This is a genomic window from Vibrio cholerae (assembly GCF_008369605.1).
Lineage (GTDB): Bacteria > Pseudomonadota > Gammaproteobacteria > Enterobacterales > Vibrionaceae > Vibrio > Vibrio cholerae.
In genome coordinates this window covers 1,841,800-1,862,452 of sequence record NZ_CP043554.1, presented here as the reverse complement: position 1 = coordinate 1,862,452, position 20,653 = coordinate 1,841,800, and the positions used below count along the sequence as shown (strand labels likewise).

Below are 20,653 nucleotides of genomic sequence, written 5' to 3'. Positions count from 1 at the left end.
TCGGGGGCTTTTGCCTATTGGTCACCAGAAAAGCTTACTGAGACAAGCGCTTATTTCTGCTCTTGACCCGCTTGGATAGCCGTCAGGGCGATGGTGTAGACGATATCGTCAACCAATGCGCCACGAGACAGGTCGTTAACTGGCTTACGCATACCTTGCAGCATAGGACCGATAGACACTAGATCCGCTGAACGTTGTACCGCTTTGTAAGTCGTGTTACCTGTGTTCAGATCTGGGAATACGAATACGGTCGCTTTACCTGCCACTGGCGAGTTAGGTGCTTTAGAAGCCGCTACGTTTTCCATGATTGCTGCGTCGTATTGCAAAGGACCATCAATCACGAGATCTGGACGTTTCTCTTTGGCGATGCGAGTTGCTTCGCGCACTTTATCAACGTCTGCACCTTGACCAGAAGTACCGGTCGAGTAAGAGATCATCGCTACGCGAGGCTCAATACCGAAGGCCGCTGCAGAGTCGGCAGACTGGATAGCAATCTCAGCCAGTTGCTCTGCGTTTGGATCTGGGTTGATCGCACAGTCACCGTATACCAGTACCTGATCAGGCAGCAGCATAAAGAAGATCGATGAAACCAGAGACGCATTCGGCGCAGTCTTGATGATTTGTAGTGGTGGACGAATGGTGTTTGCTGTGGTGTGAACCGCACCAGAAACCAGACCGTCAACTTCGTTACGCTCAAGCATCATAGTGCCGAGAACAACGGTATCTTCCAGTTGCTCGCGCGCCACCACTTCAGTCATGCCTTTGCTCTTACGCAGTTCAACCAGACGTGCTACGTATTTCTCTTGTGCCACTTTTGGATCGATGATTTCGATACCAGAGCCGAGTTCAACACCTTGCTGAGCAGCAACACGCTTGATCTCTTCTGGGTTACCCAGAAGTACACACTGTGCAATACCGCGTTCAGCACAGATAGCAGCTGCTTTCACAGTACGTGGCTCATCACCTTCTGGCAGTACGATACGCTTGTTCGCGCTACGAGCCAATTCAGTCAGCTGGTAACGGAAGGCGGGTGGGCTCAGACGACGAGACGCTTGCGCACCCTCAGTCAGTGAGTCTACCCATGGGCCGTCAATGTGGCTTGCCACGTGTTCGCTGATGAATTCGATACGCTCTTTGTCATCGGCTGGAACTTCAAGGCTGAAGCTTTGTAGGTTCAGCGACGTTTGCCAAGTGTTGCCTTGCGCTTTGAAAATGGGCAGACCCGTGTCAAAAGCAGGCTTACATAGGCTAACCAGTTCACGTGGGATGTCGTAGCCGCCAGTCAGCAGTACTGCACCGATTTCCACACCGTTCATTGCTGCGAGTGCCGCAGCCACAATCACGTCAGGGCGATCAGCTGAGGTTACTAGGAGTGAGCCTGGTTTGAAGTGCTCAATCATGTTCGGGATAGAGCGAGCACAGAAAGTGATACTCTTGATACGACGAGTATTGATATCACCTTGGTTGATGATCTCAGCTTTCAGGTGCTTCGCCATATCGATAGCACGAGTCGCAATCAGGTCGATGCTCCATGGCACACAGCCCAGCACACGAATTGGGCTGGTGTTGAAGATCTGCATCACTTCAAGATTAGCTTGTTTCGCATGGTCAGCGTCATCAAAGATCTCTGACAGGTCAGGACGAGTACGGCCAGCTTCATCAACAGGGGCATTCAGCTTGTTGATGATAACGCCAGAGATGCTCTTGTTCTTGGTGCCACCAAAGTTAGAGCACGCGACTTCAATGCGCTCTTTCAGTTGCGTTGGGTTATCAGTACCCGGAGTGGCAACGAACACAATTTCTGCACCGAGAGTGTTGGCGATCTCCGCGTTCACTTGGTTAGCAAAAGGGTGCTTACGCGTTGGAACCAGACCTTCGATCAGAGTCACTTCTGCATCTTTGTTGATCTGGTTGTAACGCTCAACCACGGTTTCCAGCAGAACGTCCATCTTCTCGCTACCGATCAGAGTCTCGGCGGCAGACATACTCATCGGCTGGCCGATCTTGATGTCGCTGTTGCGGCTCATGACAGTAGACGTCAGGTCAGGTTGATCATCGCCAGTACGTGGCTGCGCGATAGGCTTATAGAAAGAAACGCTAACCCCTTTACGCTCCATGGCGCGCAGGAGACCCATGCTCACGCTGGTCAGACCGACGCCAGCGCTGATTGGGATAAGCATAATAGTACGGGACATTGGTAAAGTACCTCAACACTATTGATACCAATCTAAGGTGCTTAGATTGAAAGTGACAAAGCTCAAACGCAGGACAGGCTTACGCTGAGCCCCTAAATGACACTGGCTAACCTGAGTTAGCCAGTGTAAGTCGTATTAGATGTTCGTCAGACGAGCGGTATCTTCTGCAATCACTAACTCTTCGTTAGTCGCGATAACCATCGCTGGGATACGGCTGTCTGCAGTGGTGATCACACCTTCACCGCCGAAACGGGCTTTCAGGTTTGCTGCGCTGTCAACGGTGATACCGAAGATCGCTAGACGGTTCAGAACCATTTCACGGATTGGCGCAGAGTTTTCACCGATACCACCAGTGAAGGTGATCGCGTCCAGACGGCCGTCTAGGCTTGCTGTGTAGCCAGCAACGTATTTCGCTAGGCGGTGACAGAATACGTCCATTGCGCGAGTTGCTTCTTCTTTTTGGCCGTAGTTGTCTTCAACGAAACGGCAGTCAGAAGTCACTTCAGTCAGACCCAACAGACCCGATTCTTTGGTCAGCATGGTGTTGATTTTCTCAACTGAGTAACCCAGCGTGTCGTGCAGGTGGAAAATGATCGCAGGATCGATATCACCACAACGAGTACCCATCACCAGACCTTCCAGTGGAGTCAGACCCATAGATGTGTCAACCGATTGGCCGTTTTTGATCGCACAAACAGAAGCACCGTTGCCTAGGTGGCAGTTGATGATGTTCAGTTCGTTTGCCGGTTTGCCCAGACGCTCAGCCGCTTCACGTGCGATGAACAGGTGAGACGTACCGTGCATGCCGTAGCGACGAATACCGTGCTCTTTGTACAGGTTGTATGGCAGAGCGTACAGGTACGCTTCTTCTGGCATTGTTTGGTGGAACGCAGTGTCGAATACCGCAACGTTTTTCAGCTCAGGGAACGCTTTTTGCGCCGCTTTGATACCGATGATGTGTGCTGGGTTGTGCAGTGGAGCGAGTGCTGCACAATCTTCGATGCCTTTCAGTACAGCGTCGTCAATCAGTGCAGATTGAGTGAACTGCTCACCACCGTGTACCACGCGGTGACCGATCGCTTTCAGTTGAGCTGCCAGTTCTGGTTTAGAAGCAAGAATAGTTTCAACGATGAAAGACAGAGCTTCATCGTGTGCAGCGCCTTCGCCCAGTTGAGCTTCGTGCTTGCCGTCCAATTTCCACTTGATACGAGCTTCAGGAAGGTGTAAACATTCAGCAAGACCTGAAAGATGTTGTTCACCGCTTTGAGCGTCAACAACTGCGAACTTAAGTGAAGAACTACCGCAGTTTAAAACTAAAACCAGCTTAGACATGAGTGACTACCTGTAATAATCGGTTGGGATAAAAAAATCAGTACCAAGAGTAGATGACGCCTCGATGAATGCGCCCTAATCTCGGTCAATAAAACGTCAATTTCCGTATCGTGAAGACGTGACAAAGTCAGTATAAGTCGTCGATGCAATCCGTGCAGGAATCGTCTCAACGTTGCCTAAATTGTAAATAAGGGCAACAATGAGATTGAGAGTCCGCAAAGCATAGCGATAATGGACAAATATAACAAAAAAAATTTGAATCAATATTAGCTTTTGTCAAATTTTTGCGTCTTTTGTTGAATCATTCAACTAAATTTTAGTGGGTTGAGCAAAGAGCAGCGAGGAAGTGGATATGAATAATAAAGTCGGCATAGTGCATAGCCTAAAGGATGGCCAGAAGTACATGGATATTTGGCCGATGCGCAAAGAGTTAAATCCACTGTTCCCTGAGCAACGCGTGATTAAAGCCACACGCTTTGCGATTAAAGTGATGCCTGCGGTTGCGGCGATCAGCGTGCTGACACAAATGGTGTTTACCAACACGCAAGCCATGCCTCAAGCGATTGTGGTCGCTTTATTTGCTATGAGCTTGCCACTGCAAGGCATTTGGTGGCTCGGTCACCGTGCCAATACCCAATTGCCTCCGGCGCTTGCGAGCTGGTATCGCGAACTCTATATGAAGATCGTCGAAACCGGTTTTGCACTGGAGCCGATCAAAAGCAAACCGCGCTATAAAGAGCTTGCGCAAGTGTTGAATCGTGCGTTTCGGCAACTGGATGATACTGCGCTAGAACGCTGGTTTTAATGCTGCCGCGTAGGCTATTTGTCCCATCAGTGTGACCAACGAATATCGAATAGCATATCGAATAGTTGGTCACAGAAACTGCCGTGTGCCAAGTCAACCTATCCCATTAGATCAAGATCAGTTAGCGCTGAGTGTAGCGACCGCGAGACGTTCTTTCTTTATGAGCAGAGGCCGCTTTCGCCTGAGATTTCAAAATAGAGTCTACCGTCAATGGCATTGGCTCTTTAGGCAGTAGGCCGTGAGGGAAAGTTCTTGCGCGTGGCGGGAGAGTAAACTCTTCACTGGAAGCGCGAGGCATGCGTTTAAAGCGATAGAGATAAAAATTTTCTAGTTTTTCTCGTGCCCACTCGGTCTTGTTTAAATATTTAACGCTGCTGGCAATCGAAGGCTTGGTATGAAAGCAGTTAAAGCGCATTGCTGTATCTAAAATATCCCAGCCATAAAAATCCACCAGCTCTTGCAGTAAGGTTTCTAACTTAAGGCCGTGCAATGGGTTATTTTTTTGTAGTTCGATTCTTTCTTGATCGGTCATCATTATTATCGGCTCCTAAGGGTAAATAGAGTAGGTATACCAAGATTTGGCAGAGATGAGCCATGTACTTGTTGATCCCTGCGCGGCGGCGCATTCTAGCAGAGTTGATCTTACATCCCTATGGTTATCTGTTATGGGGATCATCTTTTATGGGGTCACCTTAATCATAGCGTTTATCTGGGTTCATGAGAGTGAACTTGCCTACCATCCTCTATCGTTCCACGTCGTTTGAGAAGAGAGATAGTTAACTTCACTTCCATTTTCGACATTGACCAAATTCTGAGCTTTTTTCTGTTATCTAACTGTTAAATCCTACTTCCCTTTGCCTAAAGTTACTGGTAATAATGTTGTCAGCGACACCCTAAGTGTCCAATAACAACTATTAAAGCTACACCCACACACAACATCATAAAAACTATGCTTTATATCAAGGAGTTAAGATGAGAGCAGGCAAAGTTATTGCTACCGCCGTTCTAGCCGGAGCTGCACTACTGTCTTCCCAGAGTATCATGGCCAAAACAGCCAAAGTCGCGGTATCACAAATTGTGGAACACCCCGCTTTAGATGCGACACGTCAAGGGCTACTCGATGGATTGAAAGCCAAAGGCTATGAAGAGGGCAAAAATCTAGAGTTTGATTACAAAACCGCGCAAGGCAACCCTGCCATTGCGGTCCAAATTGCCCGTCAATTTGTCGGTGAAAACCCAGATGTCTTAGTCGGTATTGCGACACCTACCGCCCAAGCACTGGTTTCTGCCACAAAAACCATTCCTATTGTGTTTACTGCAGTGACTGACCCTGTTGGGGCTAAGTTGGTGAAACAACTTGAACAACCGGGCAAAAACGTGACGGGTTTGTCAGACTTGTCTCCGGTTGAGCAACATGTTGAACTGATTAAAGAAATCCTACCCAACGTCAAATCGATTGGCGTGGTGTACAACCCAGGTGAAGCCAATGCGGTCAGTTTAATGGAGTTACTCAAACTCTCGGCTGCAAAGCATGGTATTAAGCTGGTCGAAGCAACTGCGCTGAAAAGTGCTGATGTTCAATCCGCTACCCAAGCGATTGCAGAAAAGTCCGATGTGATTTATGCCCTGATCGACAACACAGTCGCAAGTGCAATCGAAGGTATGATTGTGGCGGCTAACCAAGCCAAAACCCCAGTCTTTGGTGCAGCGACTTCTTATGTAGAACGTGGCGCGATTGCGAGCTTAGGCTTTGACTATTACCAAATCGGAGTGCAAACCGCTGACTACGTGGCGGCTATTTTAGAAGGTAAAGAGCCGGGTTCGCTTGATGTTCAAGTGGCAAAAGGTTCGGATCTTGTGATCAACAAAACCGCCGCAGAACAGTTAGGCATCACCATTCCTGAAGCTGTACTTGCGCGTGCAACCAGTACCAAATAAGTAAGCTCTATCCAAATGACGAGGGGTAACGCTTGACGCGCTAGCCCCTCGTCGGAAGCGTATATTCCAAGGAGTTGGGGTATTTCAACTTCTGTAAGCAGAAAGGAGTATGTATGTCTGCTTTTGCCTTTTTTGGCGCTTTGGAGCTTGGCTTGTTGTATGGCTTAGTAGCTTTGGGCGTGTATTTAACTTTCCGAGTGCTAGATTTCCCTGATTTGAGCGTCGACGGCAGTTTCCCAATGGGCGCTGCGGTGGCGGCTACTGCGATTGTGGCAGGAATTAATCCATGGATGGCGACAGGATTAGCCATTCTTGCTGGCGCCGCTACCGGTTGGGTCACGGCTTTTCTCAGTGTGCGATGTGGTATCTTGCATCTCTTGGCCTCGATTTTGACCATGATTGCTGCGTTTTCCATCAACATCCGCATTATGGGACGTCCTAATCTGGCCTTATTGGGTGAAGACACCATTTTGACCCCGTTTGAAGCCTTGGGTGATCCCGTCTTAATTCGTCCTCTCGTTGTCGCAGTATTGGTCGTGATTTCTGCGCTATTGGTTATTCGACTGCTCAACAGCGATTTCGGTTTAGGATTGCGAGCCACAGGCGTCAACGCTCGTATGGTGGCAGCCCAAGGGGCAAGCACTGCGTTTTACACGTATTTCTGTTTGGCTCTGTCTAATGGTTTTGTCGGTTTTGCAGGGGCTCTATTTGCGCAAACCAACAGTTTTGCGGATGTCACTTCTGGCGTTGGTACAATTGTGGTGGGGCTTGCTGCAGTTATTTTAGGACAAACCCTGATCCCCGGTCGCAAGATCTGGGTCGCTGTCGTGGCGGTCATTGTCGGCTCTGTGCTGTACCGTTTAGCGGTTGCCTTTGCACTCAGTTCAGGCATGTTTGGCTTACAAGCGTCCGATCTTAACTTGGTGACAGCCGTGTTAGTGGCTTTGGCGCTGATCATGCCGAAGATTAAAAGGAATTTAAAATCAAAAAAGCGTAACGCACCTGCTCAGAAGCCCGAAGTCTCTCAGCAGGGAAGCGTGTCAGGAGATGCAGTATGATCCGTTTGCAAGATATTCAGGTGACGTTTAACCCTGGCACGATTCTGGAAAATCGCGCATTACGCGGCGTATCGCTAGAGGTTCCGGAACACCAATTTTTAACCGTGATTGGCTCTAACGGGGCGGGGAAGTCGACGCTACTCGGTGCGGTCACTGGTGAAACGCCTATCGTGGGCGGTCAGGTGTTAATTGATGAGATTGATGTAACCAAACAGAGTGTGGATCAGCGTGCGAATCTGTGTGCTCGCGTGTTTCAAGACCCATTAGCGGGAACCTGTGGAGCCCTGACCATCGAAGAGAATATGGCGCTCGCTTATATGCGCGGTAAAAAACGTGGTTGGAGCTTGGCGCTCTCAAACCAGCGCCGGAAGTTGTTCCAAGAACGGATCAGCATCCTCGGTTTGGGGTTAGAAGATCGTCTCGGTGACAATATTGGTTTGCTCTCAGGTGGTCAGCGTCAGGCGGTGAGTTTAGTGATGGCGACACTGTCAGAAAGCAAGCTCTTGCTCTTAGATGAACACACGGCGGCACTCGATCCTCGTATGGCGGCATTCATTATCGATCTCACGAAAAAAATCGTTAAAGAGTTCAATTTAACCGTGATGATGGTGACCCACTCGATGAAAGATGCTCTGGCTTGTGGTGATCGCACCGTCATGCTGCATCAAGGTCAGATTGTCTTGGATGTCACAGGGGAACAGCGCGCGAATATGGGCGTTCCTGAGCTACTTGAGATGTTTTCTAAAGTGCGTGGAGAAGAGTTGGCAGACGATAGTTTGCTACTGAGTTAAGTGCCTGTTTGAATAGAAAACGGTGAGGAAAAAGAGACGGATGATGAACAAGCGCTAACACTGTTTTGTGTTTTTTTGGCATAATCGCCGCAACGCAATATCCTTACCCATCATAAGCGTTATCGGTTTATGGTGGGTTTTTCATTTCTAGAGGTTAGCAGGCAATTATGAATCAGCGCATGAGTTTAACTTGGATTATCTGTGCGCCACTGTTTATCGTTTTTGTGCTGGCCGCATCGGTCTTTCAGCAATATCTGTACGATCTTAACCAAGAAATTGACGACGCCTACGCCGACATTCAACAGCAGCTTGAGCGCGCCGAAAAAGTGGTGACAGCGCTGGATTACACTTTCACGCATAATCAACGCCCAGCAGAGAATATATTGTTTAAACACTCAGCCCGTGTGGTTGCGAATGTTTGCCAAATCAAACCGATAGATGGGTTAGTTCTGGCTCAGGGGCTGAGTTCCAGCTTTGCTGTTCCCAAATTAGATCTAAGTTATATGCTAATTGGGGATGCCTCGTTATGCGATTCCAAACCAAGTCATGATCCCAGTTTACAAATCAAACTCTCCATGGCACCTATGCTCTCGTTTTTGCATGACATGGATGAATATATTTATGGTGTGCATTATGTGGATACCAGCGGTTATATCATTTCATCGCCGGATACCATCAGCGAAAAGGTAACCTATCAGCAAATTAAAGACTTTATCAGCGAGAGTCCTTTGTGGAGCCATGCGATTGCTGCCCCCAATATGATTGCCGTTGATGGGCCTTATCGCTCAGTGATCAGAGAGCAACATGAGTGGTTATTAACACTGATTCTGCCCGTTTACCGTGACGCGGATTATCAAGGACTCGTTGCGGTAGATATTGGTTTGCGCGAATTGCTTAGCCGCATGCCTCATTTAGCTTCTCGTTTTGAAATGATTGATTTGAATGAGATGGCTATTCCAACGTTTGCCTATCGTCCACACAAGCTCACCAGTGAATATGCCGACTATCATCAGGTGGTATTTTATAAGTTGGATATTCAGTCCGAATTGAGCAATTTTCTTACTGAGAAGAGCGGTAATTTACTGGTCGTTGCTCTGGTGTACCTCTTTCTCACAGGCGTACTTATCTATCTCAATACGCGCTGGGATCGCCAGCATTATGCGCAGCTCGCCGCGCGTGATCCGATGACGGGTTTACTCAATCGACGTGGTATGGAAAGCTTTCTGAAAGGCAAACGCCACAGTCAATATTTAGCCATTGCCGTGTTGGATATCGATGACTTCAAACAGATCAATGATGCTTATGGGCACGATATGGGGGATAGAGTGATCTGCTACATTGGTGAGCAGATTGAAAACCATATTCGTAGCTCAGATGCCGTGGCACGCTTTGGTGGCGAAGAGTTTGTGGTTTATGTCACAGCAAAAGAAAAAGAGCAGATCACGAGAATTATGCAGCGCATTTTTGATGCGGTTTGCCGCGAGTCCCCTTTAATACTAGAGCCAGGTTTTACCGTCTCCGGTGGAATAGAGGTGGTTGAAAGTACAACCGATCGCAGTTTTGAAGATTTGTTTAAAGCCGCTGATGAAAAGTTGTATGTGGCGAAAACCAGCGGCAAAAATCAGTTGGTTTACTGATCAGTTGATTTACTGATCCGTTGTTTTACTCGTTAGACAGGTAGCTTGGCCGCAGCATGATGGAGTTGATCGCGATAGCGATGTAGCTGATCAACGATCGGCTCGACTTGAGTCAACGTACGTAATTCACCAAACAGCTCATTAGCCTGAGGATATGCGTGGCGCAGATAAGCAAACCACTGCTTAATACGGTTTGGGTAGTATTTGCCTTTGTCACCACGCACTTCAAATTGCGTGTAGCGCAGCAACAAATCCACCACTTCATGCCAAGGCATGGCGGCGTGATTGTGTTTGACCACATTGCCTAAATTCGGCACGTTGAGCGCGCCGCGGCACACCATGAGTGAATCGACACCTGTGGTTTGGATGCAAGCTTGACCATCGGCGTAATTCCACACTTCACCGTTAGCAATCAATGGAATACTGCATTTTTGGCGGATCTGGTCAATGTAATGCCATTTGATTTCGCTGGCCTTGTAGCCTCCGGCTTTGGTGCGCGCGTGCACAGTGAGCTCATCGGCTTTAGCTTGCGCAACGGCATCGACAATCTCAAAACAATCTTCCGGATCTTCCCAACCTAAGCGGATTTTCGCCGACACAGGAATGTGCGCCGGTACTGCGTCCCGACACGCTTTGACTACCTGATAAATTAGCTCGGGATGCTGCAAAAGAGCCGCGCCGCCTTTGCTTTGATTGACCATTTTGGCAGGGCAACCGAAATTAAGATCGATGCCATAAGCCCCAAGCTCAGCAGCGCGGATCGCGTTTTCAGCCATCCAGTGTGGGTCTTGGCCAAGCAGTTGTACTTTTACCGGAACACCGGACGGAGTTTTAGATCCGTGCCGTAATTCAGGACAGAGGCGATAAAACACATGATCAGGCAGCAGCAGATTCACTACGCGCACAAATTCGGTGACGCAGAAGTCGTAGTCATTGATTTGTGTCAGCATGTCACGCATCAAATGATCTAACACGCCCTCCATCGGGCCTAAAATAACTCGCATAGTGATGAATACCGGCTAGCGCTGAAGAAAAGGGAGCGAGATTGTAGTAGTAGCATCAATAAATGTCACCCATCCTTTCTGATTCAAGTTCAGTGTGACAGCCTGCCACTTCTTTCGCTTTGAGTATATAATGCGGCGCAACTTTCCTTGTCTTAAGTGTTTCCTATGAATTATTCCCTGATCGATCTCAGCGCGATTGAATGCCCTGAGTCGGATCTGTTTATTGAAGGTGTGGTGCTCGCTGCTAATTTTGCGACTCGTCCGCTCGATCCTGAGCAGTGGCTACCCGAGCTGTTTGTCGAGCAACATCAGGCGCTATTACAACCGGTGACCGAGCAAATTCATCTCCAATACCAGCAACTTAAAGGCAATGGGTACGATTTGTTGACGCTGTTGAATGAGCATGCACCCTCGCGTGAGCAAGGTTTGGCAGATTTTTCGGAAGGCTTTATGCAATTATGGCCGCAAGTTGAACCCATGTGGCAGCAAGGCGCATTTGCAGATGGTTCGATCCGCATGCTGCAAGCATTATTGACCACCTTGATGTTGGCGATTGATGAAGCGCAAACCCAAGCGCAAATGCGCGAAGCGGGCTATGAACAAGTTCCTGCGCTCGCCGATTTGATCGAGCAACTGAATTTAATGGTGCACGAAGTCGCGCTTGCGGCGGATGAAGCCATGCTCGGCGCTAAAGCACAAAGTGTGAATCCGTTTAAAGGCATTGGCCGCAATGATGCTTGCCCTTGCGACAGCGGTAAAAAATTCAAACAGTGTTGTGGGCAATAGTTTATTACACATCACTGACACGTTAGAGAAGGCAAACGCTTAGGCTTTTGCTTTATTATCTTCCTCATCGCTAAATTGCTTGGAGCAGAGTCAGCATGAACAAATGGTTAGCCCTGTTATTTTGTAGTTTCTCGGCCATTGCCGCCCCTAAAGATACCTTAAGTGAGCGTTTAGCCATGAGTGAAGGCTTCAGCGCGATCTTTAATCAGCAAGTATTAAGCCCAGAGGGCAAAGTGATCCTGACCGGAAATGGCAAGGTGGATATTGCTCGTCCGAGCCTATTTCGTTGGGAAACCGAAACGCCAGATGAAAACTTACTGGTCTCTGACGGTACAACCTTATGGCATTTCGATCCTTTCGTGGAGCAGGTCACCTTGTACCGCGCCGAAGAAGCCTTAGAGCAGACGCCTTTTGTGCTGCTGACTCGTAATAAAGCCAGCGATTGGGATGCGTACCATGTGGAAGAAAAGGGTGATGTATTTACCCTGACGCCTACCGCGCTGGATTCAAACCAAGGTCGTTTCCAAATCACCATCAGTGATAAAGGGGTTGTGCAAGGCTTTAAAGTGATCGAGCAAGATGGCCAGCAGAGCGAATTTACCTTTAGTAAGGTGAAACAGCAGAAACCAAACGCTAGCGTATTTAACTACAAAGTGCCGAAAGGCGTGGAAGTTGACGATCAGCGTAACTAAATCAGCACCAAGGAAGCGAGTCGAGTGAGTAATTACAGCTTAGATTTTTCCGGCGACGAAGATTTTCGTCCGTTAGCTGCCCGTATGCGTCCACAAACCGTGGAGCAGTATATTGGTCAGCAACACATCTTAGGGCCGGGAAAACCGCTGCGCCGTGCATTAGAAGCGGGGCATATTCACTCGATGATTCTTTGGGGACCTCCGGGCACCGGAAAAACCACTTTAGCTGAAGTGGCAGCCAACTACGCCAATGCGGAAGTGGAACGCGTATCGGCAGTGACGTCCGGAGTCAAAGAGATCCGTGCCGCGATCGAAAAAGCGCGTGAGAACAAACTCAGTGGTCGTCGCACTATTTTGTTTGTCGACGAAGTCCATCGCTTTAATAAATCGCAGCAAGATGCGTTTTTGCCGCATATTGAAGACGGCACGGTCACTTTTATTGGTGCAACCACGGAAAACCCTTCTTTTGAGCTTAATAACGCGCTGCTTTCCCGCGCGCGGGTTTATAAGCTCACCTCACTCAATCAACAAGAAATTCTGCAAGCTCTGCATCAAGCGATTGCCGATACTGAACGCGGGCTTGGCAAAGTGGCGGCGGTATTTGCTGATAACGTGTTGGATCGCCTAGCCGAACTGGTCAATGGCGATGCGCGCATGTCGCTCAATTATCTTGAGCTGCTGTACGACATGGCTCGCGAAGATGATCAGGGACGCAAGCAGATTGATCTGCCTTTATTGGCTGAAGTCGCTGGTGAAAAAGTGTCGCGTTTTGATAACAAGGGCGATATTTGGTATGACCTAATTTCCGCTGTACACAAATCGATTCGAGGTTCCGATCCCGATGCGGCTCTGTATTGGGCGGCGCGGATGATTTCCGCAGGCTGTGACCCTTTGTATATCGCGCGCCGTCTGCTCGCGATTGCCTCTGAAGATGTTGGTAATGCCGACCCACGGGGCATGCAAGTGGCACTCGCAGCGTGGGATTGCTTTACCCGTGTGGGGCCTGCAGAAGGCGAGCGCGCGATTGCTCAAGCGATTGTCTACCTCGCCTGCGCGCCGAAAAGCAATGCAGTGTACACCGCGTGGAAACAAGCGCTGTCGGATGCGCATAATCTGCCTGAGTTTGAAGTGCCGCCGCATCTGCGTAATGCCCCAACACGATTGATGAAAGATCTTGGTTATGGCGAGGAATACCGTTACGCCCATGATGAACCGGGCGCTTATGCTGCAGGGGAGTGCTATTTCCCACCAGAAATGAGTGGAACTCGCTACTATCAGCCTACTCAACGCGGGCTAGAAACTAAGATTGCTGAAAAGTTAGCGTATCTGGCGGATTTGAACGCAAAAAGCCCACAAAAGCGCTATGAAAAGTAGTGCCTTTTGGTTATCTTTGGCAAGGTAAATTTCAATACGCGTGGCTTTGGCTAAAAAGGAAGCACACGCGCTTTCTCGCAACTCTTAAAGCATAGGATTAGCAATGCTGGATTCTAAATTACTTCGTACTGAGCTGGACGAAACAGCTGCAAAATTGGCACGTCGCGGTTTTAAACTCGACGTGGAGACTATCCGTACTCTTGAAGAACAACGTAAGTCCATTCAAGTAGAAGTTGAGAATTTACAATCCACGCGTAACTCCATCTCCAAGCAAATCGGTCAACTGATGGCGTCTGGCGACAAATCGGGCGCAGAAGCGGTTAAGCAACAAATCGGCACCTTGGGTGACGATCTGGATACGAAAAAAGTTGAACTGGATGCGGTTATGGCGCAATTGGATGCGATCACCCAAACCGTGCCTAACATTCCAGACGATGCAGTGCCAAACGGTAAAGACGACAGCGAAAACGTAGAAGTTTCTCGTTGGGGAACACCAAAAACTTATGATTTTGAAGTAAAAGATCATGTGGATTTGGGCGAAATGGGCGACGGTCTGGATTTCGCTAGCGCAACCAAGATCACGGGTGCGCGTTTTGTGGTGATGAAAGGTCAATTTGCTCGTTTGCACCGTGCTATCGCACAGTTCATGTTGGATCTGCACACCGATCAACATGGTTACACTGAGCTGTATGTACCTTACCTAGTGAACGCGGAAACGCTGTTCGGTACTGGTCAATTACCAAAATTCGGTCAAGATCTATTCCACACTGAGCCTCTGACTGAGAAAGCCAGTGATGAAGAGCCACGCCGTCTATCACTGATCCCAACCGCAGAAGTGCCAGTGACCAACTTAGTGCGCGACACCATTTTGGATGAAGCTGAACTTCCTCTGAAAATGACCGCACACACGCCATGTTTCCGCTCTGAAGCAGGTTCTTACGGTCGTGATACTCGTGGTCTGATCCGTATGCATCAGTTTGATAAAGTGGAACTGGTACAAATCACTCGCCCTGAAGATTCTATGGCGGCACTGGAAGAGCTGACTGGTCACGCAGAAAAAGTTCTGCAACTGCTGGAGCTGCCTTACCGCAAAGTGATTCTGTGTACGGGCGACATGGGCTTTGGCTCTTGCAAAACTTACGACTTGGAAGTTTGGGTTCCAGCGCAGAAGACGTACCGTGAAATCTCTTCTTGTTCAAACATGTGGGATTTCCAAGCGCGTCGTATGCAAGCGCGTTTCCGCCGCAAAGGTGAGAAGAAGCCTGAGTTGGTGCACACGCTGAACGGCTCTGGTCTGGCGGTGGGTCGTACCATGGTCGCGATTTTGGAAAACTACCAAGAAGCCGATGGTCGCATTGCGATTCCTGCGGTACTGCAAAAGTACATGGGCGGTTTAACCCATATCGGTTAATCCCGTTTTCCTTTAAAGGGAAATTAGCGCTCAAAGCGTATAAGAATGAAAAAAGCCGACGTGATGTCGGCTTTTTTATGCCTGTCGTTTGTTGCGCAGCATATTGTCTATTGCTTAAAGCAGTTTGGTTGGCTTAACGCGGCTGCCATTGAATCCACCAGTTTTTGCAGATGTTCAGGTTGACTAATATAGGGTGGCATCAGGTAAATCAACCGACCAAAGGGTCGGATCCAAACCCCATGCTCCACAAAGAGAGCCTGAATCACTTCCATATTGACCGGGAGATGAGTCTCCACCACACCAATCGCGCCTAGCCAACGAGTCTGTTTCACCAGTGGAAAATTATTGAGTTTAGGCAGTTGCTCGGCAAAAAACGCTTCAATATTCGCGACTTGCTGTTGCCAATCCCCTTGCTCAATCAGCGATAAACTCGCGCTTGCTACTGCGCAAGCCAGCGGATTGCCCATAAAGGTAGGGCCATGCATAAAGCAGCCGGCTTCTCCCGCACACACAGTATCGGCCACTTGTTGGGTTGTGAGGGTAGCGGATAGCGTCATGTATCCGCCAGTCAGCGCCTTGCCCACACAGAGAATATCCGGTTGAATTCCCGCATGTTCACAAGCAAAGAGTTTGCCTGTGCGGCCAAAGCCGGTCGCAATCTCATCCAAAATCAGCAGTACACCAAATTCGTCACACAAAGCTCTAACTTGGCGTAAAAACTCGGGGTGATAGATACGCATACCACCAGCCCCTTGCACGATAGGCTCAAGAATTACGGCCGCAATCTGGGGGTGATGTTCAGCAAGTTTGGCACGAAAATCGGCAATATCACGCTCATCCCACGCATCAAAAAATCCACCTTCTGGCGAATTAGCGAAAATATGCTCGGGCAGAAAACCCTTGTACAGGCTGTGCATAGAGTTATCTGGATCGGTCACTGACATCGCGGCGAAGGTATCGCCGTGGTAGCCGTGCCGTAGGGTGAGAAACTTTGCTCTCGGCTGACCTTTACTGTGCCAATACTGTAGCGCCATTTTCAGGCTCACTTCGACCGCAACCGAACCTGAATCGGCGAGAAACACTTGCTGTAAATTGTTGGGCGCGAGTTTGAGCAGCTTTTGGCAAAGCTCAATCGCTGGTTGATGAGTTAACCCACCAAACATGATGTGCGACATCTGCTCGATTTGCTGATGCGCCGCTTGATTGAGTTTTGGGTGATTGTAACCGTGGATCGCTGCCCACCAAGAGGACATGCCGTCGACTAAGCTGCGCCCATCCTCAAGCGTGATCATTACGCCATCGGCTCGTTTTACCGGATAACAGGTCAGAGGTGTCAAGGTCGAAGTGTAAGGATGCCAGATATGGCAACGGTCGAAGGCTAAATCCATCATCATTCCAAAATTAATAAAAGATTAATTAATAATCACATGTAAACCTTGTGATTTTCTTGTTGTTGACAGTCTAACGCCTGTCAGTAGACTAGCCAAGCATAAAACCAATAACCCCAATAAGGATTACACGTGGAAGTTCGTCATAACTGGACGGTCGCTGAGGTCAAAGCGTTACTGGATAAACCTTTTATGGATCTGCTGTTTGAAGCGCAGCAGGTGCATCGTCTTCATCATCCGCACAACCATGTGCAGGTCAGCACGCTGCTGTCGATCAAAACTGGCGCTTGTCCAGAAGATTGCAAATATTGCCCGCAAAGTGCTCACTACCGTACTGATGTAGATAAAGAGCGTTTGATGGAAGTCGAGCGCGTGTTGGATGCGGCGCAAAAAGCCAAAAATTCAGGCTCGACCCGTTTCTGTATGGGCGCGGCGTGGAAGAATCCGAAAGAGCGTGATATGCCGCTGCTCAAAGAGATGATCCGCGGCGTCAAGGATATGGGCCTAGAAACCTGCATGACGCTGGGTATGTTGACGCCAGATCAAGCGCAGCAATTGGCGCAAGCGGGGCTGGATTATTACAACCACAACCTTGATACCTCTCCGGAATTTTACGGCAACATCATCACCACACGCACATACCAAGATCGCCTAGATACCTTGTCGCACGTGCGTGATGCCGGGATGAAGATCTGCTCGGGGGGCATTATCGGCATGGGCGAAAGCACAAATGACCGCGCTGGGTTATTGGTTGAGCTCGCGAATTTGCCGACTCATCCGGAAAGTGTGCCGATCAACATGCTGGTCAAAGTGAAAGGTACACCACTGGAACAAGTCGATGATGTGGAACCCTTTGATTTTGTGCGTTTGATTGCGGTAGCGCGCATTATGATGCCGAAATCTGCGGTTCGCCTTTCAGCTGGACGCGAGAAGATGAATGAGCAGATGCAGGCGCTGTGCTTTATGGCAGGAGCCAATTCGATTTTCTACGGTTGCAAACTGCTGACCACCCCCAACCCAGCGGAAGACAGCGATATGCTGCTGTTTAAAAAGCTAGGAATTAACCGTGAACAAGTGGCGCAAAAGCCCGATGAAATCACGGAAAATGAGTTGTTGGATAGAGTCGTTGAACGAGTAGCCGCGCGCCCAACCGCCAGCGATTTATTTTATGACGCTGCGCTTTAAGTCGCGGATTGAGCAAGCTCTGAATGAGCGTGAACATTCAGGGCTGACTCGCCGTCTTCAGCTTTTAGAGCGAAGCGCACAAGGTGAACTGATTCAGCAAGATCGTACTTACCTGAACTTCTCAAGCAACGATTACCTTGGTTTAGCCAATGATGCAGAGCTAATACAGGCTTGGCAAACCGGTCTGGCGCGCTTTGGCGCTGGCAGTGGCGCTTCGCCGATGGTGACTGGTTTTAGCTCAGCTCATGCCGAGTTAGAGCATGAGTTGTGTCACTGGCTTGGTTACGAGCGAGCAGTCTTGTTCAGCTCTGGCTTTAGTGCCAATCAAGCCCTGCTGTTTACTCTGCTCGAAAAAGAGGACTTGCTGCTGCAAGACAAACTCAATCACGCCTCCTTGATGGAAGCGGGTATGTTAAGTCCTGCCACCATGAAACGCTTTAAGCACAATGATACTGAGCATCTTCGCCAATTACTGCATGAGCAGAGCAACAGCTTAGTGGTAACGGAAGGGGTGTTTAGTATGGATGGTGATTGCGCACCCTTGGCGCAAATTGCAACTTTAGTGAAACAGCGCGCTTGGTTGATGGTGGATGATGCACACGGCATTGGCGTGCTTGGAGAGCATGGGGCGGGGAGCTGCCAAGCGGCAGGGATTCATCCCGAGATTCTGGTCGTTAGTTTTGGTAAAGCCTTTGGTTTAGCAGGTGCGGCGGTGTTGTGTGATGCACACGTTGGCGATTATCTGACGCAATTTGCACGCCACCATGTGTATTCCACCGCTATGCCTCCGGCACAAGCGCATGCTCTGACTCATGCTGCGCGGATGATCCAAAGTCAGTCTTGGCGCAGAGAAAAACTGGCTGAGCTGATGGCGTGTTTTGATGAGCAGTGCCGCAATATTCCGGGTTTTGTGGCAACACAAACGCCCATCAAACCTTGGTTGTTAGGCAGCTCTGATTCCGCATTGAGCGCATCCCACGAGCTCAAGCAACAAGGGATTTGGGTGAGTGCCATTCGACCACCCACCGTGCCTGTAGGCAGTGCGCGTTTACGTATCACGATAACGGCGGCACATACCCAAGCGCAGATACGCCGGTTATCGGAGCAGTTAGAACATGTGATGGAGAAGGACACATGAGCATGACAGCCACGGAGCTTTGTGTTGAATTAAAAGATAAAAGTGCGATTGCGCAAGCCTTTGGCAAAGCCGCCGCGCACTATGATCAGCACGCGGCTTTTCAGCGCGATGTCGGATTGCGTTTACTGCAAAAAATGCCCAGTTGTCTGAAGGGGCTGCGAGTATTGGATCTCGGTTGTGGTACCGGTTATTTTTCAGCCCTGCTGCGCGAGCGGGGAGCGCAAGTGGTGTGCGCCGATATCTCACACGCCATGCTTGAGCAAGCAAAGCAACGCTGCGGTGATGAAGGCATGAGTTACCAGTTAGCGGATGCCGAGCAACTGCCTTTTGCATCTGCTTGTTTTAACATGGTATTTTCAAGCTTAGCATTACAATGGTGTGAAGATCTGTCGCTGCCGCTGAGCGAAATTCGCCGTGTACTCAAACCACATGGTCAAGCCTTCCTCTCCACCTTGTTAGACGGTTCGCTGTTTGAACTCGAGCAAGCGTGGCGCAGCGTTGATCATCATCGTCATATCAATCAGTTCATTTCCATCAATCAGGTAAAAATTGCGTTAGCGCAAGCCGGATGTTCGCAACATCACTTAGACTTAGCGGCAATTACGGTTTGGTATGAAACTGCCTTTATGCTGATGCGCGATCTAAAAGGGATCGGCGCCAATCATGTCAGTGGACGTTCAACGGGGCTAATCAGTCGCCGAACGTTGGCAAAAGTGGAATTGGCCTACCAATCATTTCGTAACCAACAGGGTCTTGTGCCTGCCACATATCAGGTTTGTTTAGGGGTTATTCACCGATGAGAAATGCAATTTTTATCGCAGGGACGGATACCGACGTTGGGAAAACAGTCGCTTCGAAAGCGATTCTTCAGGCGCTCGCGACACACAATATCGCTACGATTGGCTATAAGCCAGTCGCAGCGGGGAGTGATAAAACTGAGTTTGGCTATCGCAATTCCGATGCCTTGCATCTGATGAAAGCCGCGACCGTCGATATGCCGTATGAGGACGTCAATCCTTATGCCTTAGTACTTCCCACTTCACCACACATCGCCGCTAAGCATGAAAATGTTACGATTGATTATGCGCTGCTAAGCAATAAGCTCTCGAAACATAAGCAAAATGCAGAGTTAGTCGTGGTAGAAGGTGCGGGAGGTTGGCGAGTTCCTACTTCCGATTCCGATTGTTTATCTACTTGGGTAAAACAAGAGCGTTTACCGGTCATCTTGGTGGTTGGAATTAAACTCGGTTGTCTGAGCCATGCGATTTTGACCGCAGAAGCGATTCGTGCCGATGGGTTAGAGCTAGTCGGCTGGATTGCCAACCGGATTAATCCGGGGACTGAACACTATGCAGAGATCATTGAGCATCTAGAAGGGCGGCTTGGTACACCGAAATTAGGGGAGATCCCTTATATGCCTAAGGCTAAACGTCAAGAGTTAGGCAAGTTCATCCAACTGGATCACTTGTTAGAACCCGACACCGTGGCATAACGACGCTAAATAACAAAAGGCTGCTCAAACATGAGCAGCCTTTTTCGTCTCAGATTGTATGGAAGTTGAGTGTGCGAGAGGCTATTTCTCTGCGCTCAAACCCATTAAAGAGTGTTGAGTATCGACGATCTGCTGCTGCAGCGTCTGCTCTTTGGCTTCCAATCCGAGTTGAGTACGAGCTTCTTGTTCACTGATACCTAAATGACAACAAAGTAAATCAATCGCCATTTGGTAGCTATGTGCTTCAGCCATGTGTTTTCCTTTGTTTGTGGTTAAATTCCTTCGACTCACGCACTCTATGCCTTCATTACGGCTATCTCAATACGACCAAAGTCTATATCCTTGCGCCTTCTAGGCTGCTCAGCATTTGCTGAACAGAATCTGGACATTAAATGTTGCAATTTACTACTTAACCTTGTTTTTCAAA

General features: G+C 49.0%; 19 protein-coding genes. 13 read left to right on the top strand and 6 right to left on the bottom strand.

Going from position 1 to position 20,653, the window contains the following annotated elements:
* Positions 1-50 precede the first annotated feature (50 nt).
* Both pta and F0316_RS08615 read right to left on the bottom strand, forming a co-directional pair.
* Positions 51-2,195, bottom strand: coding sequence for a phosphate acetyltransferase (gene pta / locus F0316_RS08620; RefSeq protein WP_000091710.1), 2,145 nt, complete (start codon positions 2,193-2,195; stop codon positions 51-53).
* 135 nt (positions 2,196-2,330) lie between these two features.
* Complete coding sequence (locus F0316_RS08615; protein ID WP_000041130.1) at positions 2,331-3,527, bottom strand: acetate kinase; 1,197 nt, start codon at positions 3,525-3,527, stop codon at positions 2,331-2,333.
* A 352-nt stretch (positions 3,528-3,879) separates the two neighbouring features.
* Between F0316_RS08615 and yfbV the strand changes: the two genes are divergently transcribed.
* Positions 3,880-4,332: a terminus macrodomain insulation protein YfbV gene (gene yfbV / locus F0316_RS08610; protein ID WP_001060892.1), complete on the top strand. Its 453-nt coding sequence runs from the start codon at positions 3,880-3,882 to the stop codon at positions 4,330-4,332.
* A gap of 121 nt (positions 4,333-4,453) precedes the next feature.
* Here yfbV and F0316_RS08605 read toward each other — a convergent pair whose 3' ends face one another.
* Positions 4,454-4,864: a VF530 family protein gene (locus F0316_RS08605; RefSeq protein ID WP_001929674.1), complete on the bottom strand. Its 411-nt coding sequence runs from the start codon at positions 4,862-4,864 to the stop codon at positions 4,454-4,456.
* A gap of 440 nt (positions 4,865-5,304) precedes the next feature.
* On the opposite strand from F0316_RS08605, the gene F0316_RS08600 reads away from it, so the two are divergent.
* The 4 genes from F0316_RS08600 to F0316_RS08585 all read left to right on the top strand — a co-directional run bounded on the left by F0316_RS08600 (position 5,305) and on the right by F0316_RS08585 (position 9,756).
* Positions 5,305-6,270 carry an ABC transporter substrate-binding protein gene (locus tag F0316_RS08600; RefSeq protein WP_001201234.1) on the top strand — a complete coding sequence of 322 codons (966 nt, stop codon included), beginning with the start codon at positions 5,305-5,307 and terminating at the stop codon, positions 6,268-6,270.
* A gap of 113 nt (positions 6,271-6,383) precedes the next feature.
* Positions 6,384-7,328 carry an ABC transporter permease gene (locus F0316_RS08595; RefSeq protein WP_043989962.1) on the top strand — a complete coding sequence of 315 codons (945 nt, stop codon included), beginning with the start codon at positions 6,384-6,386 and terminating at the stop codon, positions 7,326-7,328.
* Positions 7,325-8,119: an ABC transporter ATP-binding protein gene (locus F0316_RS08590; RefSeq protein ID WP_000620368.1), complete on the top strand. Its 795-nt coding sequence runs from the start codon at positions 7,325-7,327 to the stop codon at positions 8,117-8,119. Before F0316_RS08595 ends, F0316_RS08590 begins: the two co-directional genes overlap by 4 nt.
* Positions 8,120-8,286: 167 nt before the next feature.
* Complete coding sequence (locus F0316_RS08585) at positions 8,287-9,756, top strand: sensor domain-containing diguanylate cyclase (protein WP_001887386.1); 1,470 nt, start codon at positions 8,287-8,289, stop codon at positions 9,754-9,756.
* A 32-nt stretch (positions 9,757-9,788) separates the two neighbouring features.
* Here F0316_RS08585 and dusC read toward each other — a convergent pair whose 3' ends face one another.
* Entirely contained in the window at positions 9,789-10,760 is a 972-nt protein-coding gene (dusC, locus tag F0316_RS08580) for a tRNA dihydrouridine(16) synthase DusC (RefSeq protein WP_001887387.1), read from the bottom strand.
* A gap of 165 nt (positions 10,761-10,925) precedes the next feature.
* On the opposite strand from dusC, the gene F0316_RS08575 reads away from it, so the two are divergent.
* From F0316_RS08575 to serS, 4 genes are all read left to right on the top strand, one after another.
* The gene (locus F0316_RS08575) at positions 10,926-11,546 is read left to right on the top strand and encodes a YecA/YgfB family protein (RefSeq protein WP_001109756.1); all 621 of its coding nucleotides are present in this window, start codon (positions 10,926-10,928) and stop codon (positions 11,544-11,546) included.
* A 95-nt stretch (positions 11,547-11,641) separates the two neighbouring features.
* The gene (lolA, locus tag F0316_RS08570; RefSeq protein ID WP_149560412.1) at positions 11,642-12,238 is read left to right on the top strand and encodes an outer membrane lipoprotein chaperone LolA; all 597 of its coding nucleotides are present in this window, start codon (positions 11,642-11,644) and stop codon (positions 12,236-12,238) included.
* A gap of 24 nt (positions 12,239-12,262) precedes the next feature.
* Entirely contained in the window at positions 12,263-13,612 is a 1,350-nt protein-coding gene (locus tag F0316_RS08565; RefSeq protein WP_000073976.1) for a replication-associated recombination protein A, read from the top strand.
* A 103-nt stretch (positions 13,613-13,715) separates the two neighbouring features.
* A complete protein-coding gene (gene serS, locus F0316_RS08560; RefSeq protein WP_149560411.1) occupies positions 13,716-15,023 on the top strand; it encodes a serine--tRNA ligase in 1,308 nt (435 codons plus the stop codon).
* Between the two features lie 107 nt (positions 15,024-15,130).
* Here serS and bioA read toward each other — a convergent pair whose 3' ends face one another.
* Complete coding sequence (gene bioA, locus F0316_RS08555) at positions 15,131-16,411, bottom strand: adenosylmethionine--8-amino-7-oxononanoate transaminase (RefSeq protein WP_172625999.1); 1,281 nt, start codon at positions 16,409-16,411, stop codon at positions 15,131-15,133.
* Between the two features lie 132 nt (positions 16,412-16,543).
* On the opposite strand from bioA, the gene bioB reads away from it, so the two are divergent.
* Genes bioB through bioD form a run of 4 tightly spaced genes read left to right on the top strand, consistent with a single transcriptional unit; the run spans position 16,544 to position 20,226 of the window.
* Complete coding sequence (gene bioB, locus F0316_RS08550; RefSeq protein ID WP_000453785.1) at positions 16,544-17,596, top strand: biotin synthase BioB; 1,053 nt, start codon at positions 16,544-16,546, stop codon at positions 17,594-17,596.
* Positions 17,580-18,734, top strand: coding sequence for an 8-amino-7-oxononanoate synthase (gene bioF / locus F0316_RS08545; protein ID WP_149560409.1), 1,155 nt, complete (start codon positions 17,580-17,582; stop codon positions 18,732-18,734). Before bioB ends, bioF begins: the two co-directional genes overlap by 17 nt.
* A complete protein-coding gene (bioC, locus tag F0316_RS08540) occupies positions 18,731-19,534 on the top strand; it encodes a malonyl-ACP O-methyltransferase BioC (protein ID WP_149560408.1) in 804 nt (267 codons plus the stop codon). Before bioF ends, bioC begins: the two co-directional genes overlap by 4 nt.
* A complete protein-coding gene (gene bioD / locus F0316_RS08535) occupies positions 19,531-20,226 on the top strand; it encodes a dethiobiotin synthase (protein ID WP_001243139.1) in 696 nt (231 codons plus the stop codon). The genes bioC and bioD overlap by 4 nt, the downstream gene beginning before the upstream one ends.
* Positions 20,227-20,307: 81 nt before the next feature.
* Here the strand turns inward: bioD and F0316_RS08530 are convergent, their stop codons facing one another.
* Positions 20,308-20,478, bottom strand: a complete 171-nt coding sequence (locus tag F0316_RS08530) for a hypothetical protein (RefSeq protein WP_000796532.1) — start codon at positions 20,476-20,478, stop codon at positions 20,308-20,310.
* Between the last annotated feature and the right edge of the window lie 175 nt (positions 20,479-20,653).